Here is a 12,032-nt window from a genome sequence, read left to right as displayed (position 1 = left end):
CTCACTCATTATCCTCCGGGGTGCTTTTATGACTGATACTTCAACCAAAAAACCGTCTTCCGGTGCAGCAAAACTGACTGTCGGCACACTTATCGTCATGAATATTGTGGCGGTGGTGAGCCTGCGCGGTTTGCCTGCCGAAGCGGAATACGGTCTCAGTGCGATTTTTTATTATCTGTTTGCGGCAGTGTTTTTCCTGATCCCGGTATCACTGGTTGCTGCTGAACTGGCCACCGGCTGGTCAGAGAAAGGCGGGGTGTTCCGCTGGGTCGGCGAGGCGTTCGGGCCGCGTCTGGCGTTTCTGGCGATGGCGATGCTGTGGATTGAGGTGACGGTCTGGTTCCCGACCGGGCTGACATTCGGGGCGGTATCACTCGCCTTTATCGATCCGCATCAGACATTCGATGAAGCGCTGGCGGCGAATAAATTCTTTGTGCTCGGTATTGTCCTGTTTATCTACTGGCTGGCGACCTTTATTGCCTTTAAAGGCGTGGGCGCGTTTGCCCGGGTATCAAAATGGGGCGGGATTATCGGGACGATTGTTCCGGCGATCATTCTGATTGTACTTGGTTTCTCCTACCTGTTCAGCGGCCAGACGCCGCAGATTGACCTTGCGTGGGATCAGGTTCTGCCGGATTTCTCAAACTTCGATAACATTGTGCTGGCGGCCAGTATTTTCCTGTTCTATGCCGGTATGGAAATGAACGCCATTCACGTAAAAGACATTGATAACCCGACCAAAAACTACCCGAAAGCCATCATTCTGGCGGCGGCGGGTACGGTGGCTATCTTTGTGCTGGGTACGCTGGCGATCGCCTTTATCATTCCTCAGTCCGATATCAGCCTGACCCAGAGTCTGCTGGTGGCTTACGATGACATGTTCAAATGGGCACACATTCCGTGGATGGGGCCGATTGTCGCCGTCATGCTGGCTATCGGTGTGCTGGCGAGTGTGGTGACCTGGGTTGCCGGGCCGTCTTCCGGTCTCCTGGAAGTGGCGAAAGCGGGCTATCTGCCGCACTGGTTCCAGCATACCAACAAGAACGGGATGGCAACACATATCCTGCTGGTACAGGCTGTGCTGGTCTCTCTGCTGGCGGTACTGTTTGTGGTGCTGCCGTCCGTGCAGGCGGCTTATCAGATCCTCAGTCAGCTGACGGTTATTCTCTATCTGATTATGTATATGCTGATGTTCAGCGCCGCGATTTACCTGCGCTTCAGTCAGCCGCAGCGTGCGCGTCCGTACCGGATCCCGGGCGGTAATGCGGGGATGATTATCCTCGGCGGTATGGGGCTGCTCGGCTCATTAACCGCGTTTCTGTTCAGCTTTATCCCGCCGGCTCAGATTGCGGTCGGCAGCCCGGAAGTGTATGTGGGGGCGCTGATCGGACTGACCGTTCTGTTCGTTCTTCTTCCGTTTGTTGTTTATCAGATCCGTAAACCCGGCTGGCGTGATCCGGACAGTGATTTCGCACCGTTTACATGGGAAAACAAAGGAAAAGCATCATGACAGATTTAACAGCAATCAAACAGGCAGTGACCAATGCCTGGCAGCAGTTTCATCAGGCTCCCGGCGGTGCGAATGCGGATTATATTCCGTTCCTGGCTAATATCCCGTCCGACCTGGCGGCGGTTGCGGTAGTCACTGCTCAGGGCGATATTATCAGCAGCGGTGATGCTGATTACCGGTTTGCCATCGAGTCAATTTCCAAAGTCTGCACGCTGGCACTGGCGCTGGAGGATATCGGCCCGCAGGCGGTTCAGGATCAGATTGGTGCGGATCCGACCGGGCTGCCGTTTAACTCTGTGATGGCGCTGGAGCTGCATAATGATAAGCCGTTGTCGCCGCTGGTGAATGCCGGTGCGATCGCGACCGTCAGTGCGGTTACCGCAAAATCTGCCGATGAACGCTGGCAGCGCATCCTGACCATGCAGCGCCGTCTCGGGTCGGAGAATATTGCTCTGTCGGACGAACTGAATCAGTCAGAGCAGACCACCAATTTCCATAACCGGGGCATATCCTGGCTGCTTTACGCCGCTCAAAACCTCTATTGTGACCCGATGGAGGCCTGTGATGTGTATACCCGCCAGTGCTCCACACTGCTGACCACCAAAGAGCTGGCCACAATGGGCGCGACACTGGCCGGACACGGCAAAAACCCGGTGACCGGTGAGCAGGTGCTGAACCCGGCACATACTCCGTTTATCCTGGCAGAAATGACCATGGAAGGGCTGTACGGCCGCTCCGGTGACTGGGCATACACAGTCGGGTTACCGGGCAAAAGCGGGGTCGGCGGGGGGATCCTCGCAGTGGTACCGGGTGTGATGGGGATAGCGGCATTTTCACCGCCGCTGGATGATGACGGAAACAGTGTCAGAGGCCAGAAAATGGTGGCTTCGGTTGCCGCCGCACTGGGATATAACCTTTACCGGTGATCCCGCTGATAACGATAACGCCCGGGCTTCCGGGCGTTATCAGATATAAATAAACACCAGCGGCAGCACATGTTTTATTTCAGGAGCGGGTTATGAAGCCAGTGTCATCAGAAAAGCCGTTAACGTTGTTACAGGTTATTGCGCTGGGGATCGGCGCAATGGTAGGTGCCGGGATTTTTGCCCTGCTGGGGCAGACGGCACTGATTATGCAATCTGCAACATGGATTGCCTTTGCCTGCGGCGGTCTGGTTGCGTTATTTGCCGGTTATGCCTATGCCCGGTTATCCGCCTGTTATCCCTCGCCGGGCGGTATTATTGATTTCTTCCGGCTGTCATTGCCCGCCGTGCTGACGATCGCCTTATCCTTTTTGTATCTTGTCACGCTGATCCTGACGGTGGCGATGGTGGCAAGGGCGTTCGGGGCTTACGCCGTTCAGCTTTTTCATCAGGGAAATGAATCGGCCTTATTACCGGAAGTGTATACCGCGTTTATTATCATCGCGGTTGGTCTGATGAATATCACCGGCAGCCATGCTGTCGGTAAAGTGGAAGTCCTTCTGGTAGGCACCAAACTGGTGATTATTATCGCCCTGGTGGCGACGGGCGTATTTACTGTGGATACAACACTGCTGAATATCAGCACGTTTTCCGGAGATACCCTTTTTTCCGCCGTCGGGCTGACGTTTTTCGCCTATGCCGGGTTCGGCATGATGGCAAATGCCTCAGACAAAGTGGCAGACCCCGGCCGGGTGATGCCGAGGGCATTTATGATCGCCATTTTATTCACGATTGTACTGTATATCAGCCTGGCGCTGGTATTGCTCGGTAATCTCTCGCCGTCTCAACTGGTCCGTTATGCCGATACCGCTGTGGCTCAGGTGGCTTATCCCGTATGGGGAAAAACCGGTTTTGTGATTGTGGCCGCCGCCGCGCTGCTGGCGACAACATCCGCCATTAATGCCACCCTGTTTTCCGCCTTCAATATCACCGACAGAATGTGCAGCACCGGTATTCTGCCGGATTCCTGGGGCAAAACGGTATTCCGGCAGGGAACAACAGTGAATATTCTGCTCATTCTGCTGACACTGCTGCTGGCGCTGTTCCTGAATCTCAGTGATCTGGCCAATGTCGCCAGTTTTACGTTTCTTCTGTGCTATCTGATGGTGCTGGTGGTGGCGTGGCGTCAGAGCGCAGTTATCCGGGCATCAAAACTCATTACCGGGACCGGGATTGTCCTTGTCACCGCTGTATTGGCTGGTTTTGTGGTGACGTTGCTGAGCGGAGGATTTATTTCTGTCAGTGTGATTGCCGGGGCCCTTATTCTCTGTCTGTTTGCCGGTTATCTGCGGAAACGGAGCCGGAAAGATGAATGAATGGCTCGATAATATTCTTCTTAATTATGTGACTTTTGTATCACTGTTCAGTCCCCCGGCAACTATCACTGCCGCCACAATTATCCTTGGCCGGATTGACCGGAACATATTGTGGCAAATTGCCTGGAAAATTGCGGCGGGATACACGCTGGTCATGCTGGTGGTTATCTGGCTGGGGAACTGGCTGCTGACGGCTCTCGGGCTGAGTGCGGATGCCCTGACTGTTACCGGCGGTATTGCTTTATTGGCACAGGGATGGCCGATGCTTATCCGCGGGGTCAAAGAGGAGCACAGCGATATTCCGGTCAGTGTGACGCCGCCGAAAGATATTATGCGGCTGGCAATGGTACCGCTGCTTTTCCCGCTGTCGATGGGCGGCGGCACGATAGCGGTCGGAATTTCGCTGGCCGGACACAGTGATTCCCTGTCCGGGCTGATACAGCTTTCTGTTGTGATCCTGCTGATGCTGCCCACTATTGCGCTGACCTTTCTGGCAACCGGGCCGCTGCACGGGCGTTTATCCCCGGGGGTGATGGATACCCTGGCGCGGATCTCCGGCATTATTCTGGTTACACTGGCGATTCAGTTACTGGTCTCGGGAATGGTCGGTCTTATCACAACGAATCTGAAGCATCTTACGGGGTGATAAAAAATAAAGCCCGGAAAACCGGGCTTTATGGGGTCTCAGAGAGAGGAAAAAATTATACGTCGATGTTTGCCGCTTTCAGGGCATTCTCTTCGATAAAGGCACGGCGCGGTTCAACATCATCACCCATCAGTGTGGTGAATAACTGATCCGTTGCAATCGCATCTTTTACCGTGACCTGCAACATACGGCGGGTTTCCGGGTTCATTGTGGTTTCCCACAGCTGTTCCGGGTTCATTTCACCCAGCCCTTTATAGCGCTGTACAGCCAGACCACGGCGTGATTCTTTCATCAGCCAGTCCAGTGCCTGCTCAAAGTTGCTGACGTTCTGACGGCGTTCACCACGGACAACATAAGCACCTTCTTCAATCAGACCACGGATAAGCTCACCCAGTTTGGAGATACGGGCATATTCGCTGCCGTGAACAAAATCGAAATCCAGATTGTAGTCAGTATCCACACCGTGGGTACGGATAGTCAGTACCGGCTCAAACAGCTGGCGCTCTTTGTTTTCCGCAATACGGTAGCTGTAGGTGCTGCCGTGCTCTTCATGACGGGTCAGGCGCTCTGTCAGGCTCTGTGCCCAGGCTTCCACCTCGGTTTTGTTCAGCAGCGCGGATTCTTCCAGTTTCGGCTGGTAGACCAGGCTGTTTAACAGTGCCAGCGGATAGAGACGCTCTAAACGGCGGATAATTTTGTGTGCGCCGTTGTATTCGTGCAGCAGTTTTTCCAGATGTTCGCCCTGAATCGGAGCTGCATTTTCGTTTACATACAGTGCCGCGCCATCCAGTGCGATAGAGACCTGATACTGCTCCATCGCTTCGTCATCTTTAATATACTGTTCCTGCTTGCCTTTTTTCACTTTATACAGCGGCGGCTGTGCGATATACACATAACCGCGCTCAATGATTTCCGGCATCTGACGGTAGAAGAAAGTCAGTAACAGGGTACGGATGTGTGAACCATCGACGTCGGCATCGGTCATGATGATGATGCTGTGATAGCGCAGTTTGTCCGGGTTGTATTCGTCGCGGCCGATACCGCAGCCGAGTGCGGTGATCAGGGTGGCAACTTCCTGAGAAGCCAGCATTTTATCAAAACGCGCCTTCTCAACGTTCAGGATTTTACCTTTCAGCGGCAGGATAGCCTGGTTCTTACGGTTACGCCCCTGTTTTGCAGAGCCGCCCGCAGAGTCCCCTTCCACTAAGTACAGTTCGGAGAAGGCCGGGTCGCGTTCCTGACAATCCGCCAGTTTACCCGGCAGACCGGCTAAATCCAGCGCGCCTTTACGGCGGGTCATTTCACGGGCACGGCGTGCAGCTTCACGGGCGCGTGCGGCATCAATAATTTTGCCGACAATGATTTTGGTGTCGTTCGGGTTTTCATCCAGATATTCAGACAGCTTTTCGTTCATCAGGGTTTCAACCGCCGTTTTCACTTCGGAAGAGACCAGCTTGTCTTTAGTCTGGGAGGAGAATTTCGGATCCGGCACTTTGACGGAAATGACCGCCACCAGTCCTTCACGGGCATCGTCCCCGGTGGTGCTGACTTTGGATTTTTTATTCAGCCCTTCTTTCTCAATATAGCTGTTGAGGGTACGGGTCATGGCGGCGCGGAAACCGGCGAGGTGAGCACCACCGTCGCGCTGCGGAATGTTGTTGGTGAAGCAGTATACGTTTTCCTGGAAGGAGTCATTCCACTGCATGGAGATTTCCACGCCGATATCGTCTTTCTCAGTGGAGAAATAGAAAACGTTGTTATGAATCGAAGTTTTGGCGCGGCTTAAATATTCCACGAATGCTTTGATACCGCCTTCGTAGTGAAAGTGATCTTCTTTGCCGTCGCGTTTATCGATCAGACGGATCGATACACCGGAGTTCAGGAAGGAGAGTTCGCGCAGGCGTTTTGCCAGAATGTCGTACTGGAATTCAGTCTCGCCTTTGAAGGTGTCCATGCTCGGCCAGAAACGCACGCGTGTCCCGGTTTTATCGGTTTCGCCGACAACAGTCAGGCGATCCTGCGGTTCACCGTGGCGGTAAATCTGCTCGTGAACTTTGCCGTCACGGCGGATAACCAGTTCCAGTTTTTCAGACAGGGCGTTAACAACAGAGACCCCGACGCCGTGCAGGCCGCCTGAGACTTTATAGGAGTTATCATCGAACTTCCCGCCGGCGTGCAGAACAGTCATGATAACTTCTGCGGCGGAGACGCCTTCTTCTTCATGGATCCCGGTCGGGATACCGCGACCGTCATCCTGTACGGAGACTGAATTATCATTGTGAATGGTCACAATGATGTCTTTACAGTAACCGGCGAGGGCTTCGTCGATAGCGTTGTCAACAACCTCGAAGACCATGTGGTGTAAACCGGTTCCGTCATCGGTATCACCAATGTACATTCCCGGGCGTTTACGCACCGCGTCCAGCCCTTTTAATACTTTGATACTTGAGGAGTCATAGGTATTCGACATCAACGTTTCCCGCTCATCTAATCCTGATTATTGAACCTGTATTTTACCTTTTTCCACGACAAAGAGGCGACTGTTTTCATCCGCCATATCACTGACCTGTTCAGGGGTGATGGCACTGACAAAAACCTGTGCCTGTGTGGCTTTCAGCCGGTGAGCCAGTAAAAGACGGCGCCCGGCATCCAGTTCGGAGGCAAAATCATCAAGCAGATACAGGCATTGCTGCCCGCTCTGACGGGTGAAATATTCACCCTGTGCTAACCGCAGCGCGCACATCAGCAGTTTTAACTGACCACGTGAAAGTAAATCTTCCACCGGCACCCCGTCCGCTCTGATCCGTAAATCCGCTTTATGCGGGCCGGAGGCGGTGTAGGTCAGTGCGCGGTCCCGTTCAAACTGGCGCTGCAGAAGCTCTGAATAATCGGTCTCTTTATCCCATCCGCGCTGGAAAGAGACACTCAGCGAAAATTCAGGTAAAAACTGCTGACAGGTCTGCTCAATATCCTGAGCAATCGCTGTCACATAATTCTCCCGCCACTGACTGACCTGCTCAGCAACCGGAATCAGCTGCTGATCCCAGTGGCGGATCTGACCGTAATTCGATACCTGGCGGAGGGCGGCATTGCGCTGTCTCACCAGACGTTTTAAATCACTCCACAGCGCAAAAAATTGCGGTTCATTGTGGAAACAGCCCCAGTCAATATAAGCCCGGCGGAATTTCGGCCCGCCGTTGAGCAGGGTAAAGCCTTCCGGGGTGATAAGCTGCATCGGCAGTAATTTTGCCAGCTCGGCAATTTTATGGCCGTCAGTGCCGTCAATGCGGACCTTGCTGTCACCCTGGCGGTTTTTACTCAGGCCGACGCTGGTGGCCCGGTCTGTCTGTTCCTGCCCGAGTTTGCCGTGCAGGATAAATTCGTCGTTATCATGGCGGATAACACGCCCCGCCTGTACTGAGCGGAATGCCCGGCCGTGGCCGAGTGTGTAAATGGCTTCCAGAACACTGGTTTTACCGCTGCCGTTCGGGCCGACCAGAAAGTTAAACCCGGTGGCCAGCGGTAAATCCGCATTTTCGATATTGCGAAAATCACGGATAAGTAAACGCGAGAGGATCATCGTGTTACAGGCGCATCGGCATCACAACGTAAGCGGCTGCATCACTGGCGTCATCTTCAATCTGCACGCTGGAGGTGGCATCGGTCAGTTTCACCGAGACATCTTCGCATTTCAGTGTGTTAAGAACATCAAGGACATAGCTGACGTTGAACCCGATTTCCATGTCCGTTCCGTCATAGGTGACATCCACGATCTCTTCGGCTTCTTCCTGCTCCGGGTTATTGGCGGTAATTCTGAGCTGATTGTTGCTCAGGTAAATCCGCACGCCGCGGAATTTCTCGTTCGATAAAATCGCCGCACGGGAAAAAGCCTGCTTCAGCATATCACAATTTGCCGTCAGCGTTTTGTCCGGGTTCTTCGGCAGGACACGGCGGTAGTCCGGGAAGCGGCCATCCACCAGTTTGGAGGTGAAAATAAACCCGCCGACATGGGCGCGGATGTTGTTGCTGCCGATTTCGAGTTTCAGCAGGGCATCGCCGCCGTCGAGCAGGCGCATCAGTTCGATAACCCCTTTACGCGGCACGATCACCGAATGGTCCGGCAGTTCCTGTCCGATATCCAGCGAGCAGACCGCCAGGCGGTGCCCGTCTGTGGCGACAGTACGCAGCACAGAGCCGCTGGTTTCAAACAGCATGCCGTTTAAGTAATAGCGGACATCCTGATGTGCCATGGAGAACTGGGTGGATTCAATCAGGCGTTTCAATGTTGCTTGCGGCAGAGAGAAAGTGACATCACTCTGCCAGTCATCCAGATTCGGGAAATCCGAGGCCGGTAAAGTGGACAGCGAGAAGCGGCTGCGCCCGGAGCGGACCAGAAGACGGTCACCGTCAAGCTCAACACTGATTTGCGCGCCGTCCGGCAGACCCCGCCAGATATCCAGGAACTTCCGGGCCGGTACCGTGGTTTCGCCGTTTTCATGCGGCTGGTCCAGCGGAACGGCGGCCATCATTTCCATCTCAAGGTCTGTCCCTGTGAGATGCAGTACGCCATCAGAGACTTTCAGCAGTAAGTTACCCAGAATCGGTAGGGTCGGGCGACCGCCCAACGGACTGCTGACCTGTTGTAAGGGTTTTAACAATTGCTCACGTTCAATGATAAATTTCATAGCGCTATGATGATAATGTCCGGATTAAGTTAGAAAAATCTTCTTTGATGTCGTGGCTTTCCTCACGCAGCTGCTCGATCTTACGGCAGGCGTGCAGAACGGTCGTGTGGTCACGGCCGCCAAAAGCATCCCCGATTTCTGGCAAACTGTGGTTTGTCAGCTCTTTTGCCAGTGCCATCGCCATCTGGCGCGGCCGGGCGACAGAGCGCGAACGGCGTTTGGAGAGCAGATCAGCCACTTTAATTTTATAATACTCAGCAACAGTTTTCTGAATATTATCGATGGTGACCAGTTTCTCCTGCAGTGCTAACAGATCCCGCAGTGCTTCACGCACAAAATCGATGGTAATCGCCCGCCCGGTAAAGTTGGCGTTGGCAATCACCCGGTTCAGTGCACCTTCCAGTTCACGGACATTGGAGCGCAGACGTTTCGCAATAAAGAAAGCCACTTCATCCGGCAGGCGGATGTTGTTTTCATCGGCTTTTTTCATCAGGATGGCGACCCGCGTTTCCAGTTCCGGCGGTTCAATGGCAACGGTTAATCCCCAGCCGAACCGCGATTTCAGGCGATCTTCCACCCCGTTAATTTCTTTCGGGTAGCGGTCGGAGGTCAGGATTATCTGCTGATTACCTTCGAGTAAGGCATTGAAGGTATGAAAAAATTCTTCCTGAGAACGCTCTTTGTTAGCAAAGAACTGAATATCATCTATCAGTAAGGCATCGACAGAACGGTAGTAACGTTTGAACTCTTCAATCGCGTTGTTCTGTAAGGCTTTGACCATATCCTGCACAAAACGTTCTGAGTGCATATAGACCACTTTGGCGTTGGCTTTGCTTTCCATAATGCTGTTGCCGACGGCATGTAATAAGTGGGTCTTACCCAGACCGGTTCCGCCGTATAAGAACAGCGGGTTGTATGCGCCACCCGGGTTATCCGCCACCTGACGGGCGGCTGCGCGCGCCAGCTGGTTCGATTTACCTTCCACAAAGCTGTCAAAGGTGTGTTTCGGGTTAACGTTGGAACGGTAAGCCACATCCGGTTCCGCGCTGTTATCATGCCAGCTCGGGCGCAGTGCGGGGGCTTTTTCCCGCGAAGGCGGCTGTTTCATCGTCCGTGACGGGGGAATACTTCTTTCCGGTGTGCTGACAGCGCCGGCCGGCTTATTACCGACCTCAAAGCGCAGTTGCGGAATTTCGTTGCCGCAGAAATCGGACAGGAGCGCATTAATGTTATTAATGTACTTCTCCCGTACCCAGTCGAGCACAAACCGGTTTGGGGCATAGAGCGCCAGAGTGTCATCACTCAGCTCAGCCTGAAGGGGGCGTATCCACATACTGAATTCTGTGGCAGGTAATTCATCCTGCAAACGGGCAAGACATTGCTGCCAAAGCGAAAGAGACACGGTGAACTCCCCTAAACAAGACCAGTCAAAGAAACAGAATAAGATTTTTCACGCAGACACAGCACATACAGACGAATTGTCCTCTGCATGTTTCAACGGACACGTCAGTGTACAAAAGTGGGGCTGTGTTATGGACGATCATTCCCTGCACCGGCGATCACCGCACGGGTGAAAATGATCGTGACGACGGATCATATCGCAAAAGCGGGACAAGATCCTCATCCTTTTACACAGTTTTCCGGGTTTTTATCCACAGGGGCTGTCAGCCCGTCCGGAGCGGGATTCAGGCCGGAGTATAACGAATCCGGGCAGGAGAATACAGCGGGAAAATCCCGTTTGGGGATAAGTTTTGGTGAATTATCCTCAGGCTGAAAAAACGCATTCAGGATCAGGCGCGCGATCGAATATTCACGGATCGCGGATCGATCCTTGCGCTTTGCCGGGGAGTCCGTATAATCTTGCACCCTGTGCGCGTTATCTGTGTCTTGATGCGGTGATGTGTGCAGGCAGGTTATGGGTAAATGCAATTATGTGCAGAAATCTGTGTTATCGCGCCATCTTTGATTGACGGACAGGCCCGGATTTTATTACAATCTCGCATCTTTCCATATTGATGTTGCGATAAGGCACAGAGGTCAGCCACTTTCCGTGATGACCCTTTCAGCAGAAAGATGAGAATCCGCCGCTGAATTTACTGTTTGCCGATGCGTTTACTGAATCAGTAATAATTTAAAGTTTAGGTAGAAACCGCTATGAAACGCACTTTTCAACCGTCCGTACTGAAGCGTAACCGTTCCCATGGTTTCCGCGCTCGTATGGCCACTAAAAATGGTCGTCAGGTTCTGGCTCGCCGTCGTGCTAAAGGCCGCGCTCGTCTGACCGTTTCTAAGTAATAAAGCTAACCATACGTGGTTAAGCTCGCTTTTCCGAGGGAGTTACGTTTGTTAACTCCCGAGCATTTCAACTTTGTCTTCCGGCAACCACAACGGGCAAGTACTCCTGAAATAACACTTCTGGGACGCCGTAATGAGCTGGAACATCCCCGCATTGGTCTTACCGTCGCTAAAAAAAACGTTAAACGGGCTCATGAGCGCAACCGCATCAAACGGTTAGCGCGTGAATACTTTCGTCTGCACCAACATGAGTTGCCCGATATGGATTTCGTGCTTCTGGTAAGAAAAGGGGTATCGGAGTTGAGTAATCGCGAGATTACGGAAGCATTAGGTAAGTTATGGCGTCGTCACAGTCGCTTGGCGCACGCTTCCTGATCCTGTTAATCAGAGGTTACCAGCTGGTGATAAGTCCGCTGCTGGGACCACGTTGCCGCTTCACACCAACATGCTCGCAATACGGAATTGAGGCATTGCGCAGGTTTGGTATGATAAAAGGCGGTTGGTTAACGGTGAAACGCGTATTAAAATGCCACCCTTTACACGAAGGTGGTGATGATCCTGTCCCACCTAAAAATGATGATAACAGAGAACATTAAC

Annotated in this window: 11 protein-coding genes; 7 read left to right on the top strand and 4 right to left on the bottom strand. The window is 53.0% G+C overall.

Going from position 1 to position 12,032, the window contains the following annotated elements; translation table 11 throughout:
- Window positions 1-28 precede the first annotated feature (28 nt).
- From gadC to GN208_RS06955, 4 genes are all read left to right on the top strand, one after another.
- Complete coding sequence (gene gadC / locus GN208_RS06970) at window positions 29-1,510, top strand: putative glutamine/gamma-aminobutyrate antiporter GadC (RefSeq protein WP_004240194.1); 1,482 nt, start codon at window positions 29-31, stop codon at window positions 1,508-1,510.
- Complete coding sequence (gene glsA / locus GN208_RS06965; protein ID WP_004236718.1) at window positions 1,507-2,436, top strand: glutaminase A; 930 nt, start codon at window positions 1,507-1,509, stop codon at window positions 2,434-2,436. Before gadC ends, glsA begins: the two co-directional genes overlap by 4 nt.
- 92 nt (window positions 2,437-2,528) lie before the next feature.
- On the top strand, window positions 2,529-3,809 hold the full coding sequence (locus GN208_RS06960; protein WP_004236717.1) for an APC family permease: 1,281 nt from the start codon (window positions 2,529-2,531) through the stop codon (window positions 3,807-3,809).
- Window positions 3,802-4,455 carry a MarC family protein gene (locus GN208_RS06955; protein ID WP_004236716.1) on the top strand — a complete coding sequence of 218 codons (654 nt, stop codon included), beginning with the start codon at window positions 3,802-3,804 and terminating at the stop codon, window positions 4,453-4,455. Before GN208_RS06960 ends, GN208_RS06955 begins: the two co-directional genes overlap by 8 nt.
- 55 nt (window positions 4,456-4,510) lie before the next feature.
- Here GN208_RS06955 and gyrB read toward each other — a convergent pair whose 3' ends face one another.
- From gyrB to dnaA, 4 genes are read right to left on the bottom strand one after another with little or no spacing between them, the layout of a single operon-like run.
- Window positions 4,511-6,925 carry a DNA topoisomerase (ATP-hydrolyzing) subunit B gene (gyrB, locus tag GN208_RS06950; protein ID WP_004236715.1) on the bottom strand — a complete coding sequence of 805 codons (2,415 nt, stop codon included), beginning with the start codon at window positions 6,923-6,925 and terminating at the stop codon, window positions 4,511-4,513.
- 27 nt (window positions 6,926-6,952) lie between these two features.
- Window positions 6,953-8,035, bottom strand: a complete 1,083-nt coding sequence (gene recF, locus GN208_RS06945; RefSeq protein WP_004236714.1) for a DNA replication/repair protein RecF — start codon at window positions 8,033-8,035, stop codon at window positions 6,953-6,955.
- A gap of 4 nt (window positions 8,036-8,039) precedes the next feature.
- Window positions 8,040-9,140 (bottom strand): DNA polymerase III subunit beta, encoded by a 1,101-nt coding sequence (gene dnaN / locus GN208_RS06940; protein ID WP_004236713.1) that lies wholly within the window; start codon window positions 9,138-9,140, stop codon window positions 8,040-8,042.
- Between the two features lie 4 nt (window positions 9,141-9,144).
- Window positions 9,145-10,542, bottom strand: coding sequence for a chromosomal replication initiator protein DnaA (gene dnaA / locus GN208_RS06935; RefSeq protein ID WP_015422366.1), 1,398 nt, complete (start codon window positions 10,540-10,542; stop codon window positions 9,145-9,147).
- Between the two features lie 752 nt (window positions 10,543-11,294).
- Between dnaA and rpmH the strand changes: the two genes are divergently transcribed.
- Genes rpmH through yidD form a run of 3 tightly spaced genes read left to right on the top strand, consistent with a single transcriptional unit; the run spans window position 11,295 to window position 12,031 of the window.
- Window positions 11,295-11,435 carry a 50S ribosomal protein L34 gene (rpmH, locus tag GN208_RS06930; protein WP_000831330.1) on the top strand — a complete coding sequence of 47 codons (141 nt, stop codon included), beginning with the start codon at window positions 11,295-11,297 and terminating at the stop codon, window positions 11,433-11,435.
- A 15-nt stretch (window positions 11,436-11,450) separates the two neighbouring features.
- Entirely contained in the window at window positions 11,451-11,810 is a 360-nt protein-coding gene (rnpA, locus tag GN208_RS06925; protein WP_071592722.1) for a ribonuclease P protein component, read from the top strand.
- Window positions 11,774-12,031: a membrane protein insertion efficiency factor YidD gene (gene yidD, locus GN208_RS06920; RefSeq protein WP_015422368.1), complete on the top strand. Its 258-nt coding sequence runs from the start codon at window positions 11,774-11,776 to the stop codon at window positions 12,029-12,031. The genes rnpA and yidD overlap by 37 nt, the downstream gene beginning before the upstream one ends.
- Window position 12,032 lies beyond the last annotated feature (1 nt).

The organism is Morganella sp. HSTU-ASny43 (assembly GCF_022819185.1).
Taxonomy (GTDB): Bacteria; Pseudomonadota; Gammaproteobacteria; order Enterobacterales; family Enterobacteriaceae; genus Morganella; species Morganella morganii.
The sequence above is the reverse complement of the archived record's forward strand: the minus strand, read 5'-3'. Positions and strand labels throughout refer to the sequence as shown.

Coding starts and splice junctions, on each gene's coding strand:
- gadC (WP_004240194.1), top strand. CDS start 29: ATGACTGATACTTCAACCAAAAAACCGTCTTCCGGTGCAGCAAAACTG.
- glsA (WP_004236718.1), top strand. CDS start 1,507: ATGACAGATTTAACAGCAATCAAACAGGCAGTGACCAATGCCTGGCAG.
- GN208_RS06960 (WP_004236717.1), top strand. CDS start 2,529: ATGAAGCCAGTGTCATCAGAAAAGCCGTTAACGTTGTTACAGGTTATT.
- GN208_RS06955 (WP_004236716.1), top strand. CDS start 3,802: ATGAATGAATGGCTCGATAATATTCTTCTTAATTATGTGACTTTTGTA.
- gyrB (WP_004236715.1), bottom strand. CDS start 6,925: ATGTCGAATACCTATGACTCCTCAAGTATCAAAGTATTAAAAGGGCTG.
- recF (WP_004236714.1), bottom strand. CDS start 8,035: ATGATCCTCTCGCGTTTACTTATCCGTGATTTTCGCAATATCGAAAAT.
- dnaN (WP_004236713.1), bottom strand. CDS start 9,140: ATGAAATTTATCATTGAACGTGAGCAATTGTTAAAACCCTTACAACAG.
- rpmH (WP_000831330.1), top strand. CDS start 11,295: ATGAAACGCACTTTTCAACCGTCCGTACTGAAGCGTAACCGTTCCCAT.
- yidD (WP_015422368.1), top strand. CDS start 11,774: ATGGCGTCGTCACAGTCGCTTGGCGCACGCTTCCTGATCCTGTTAATC.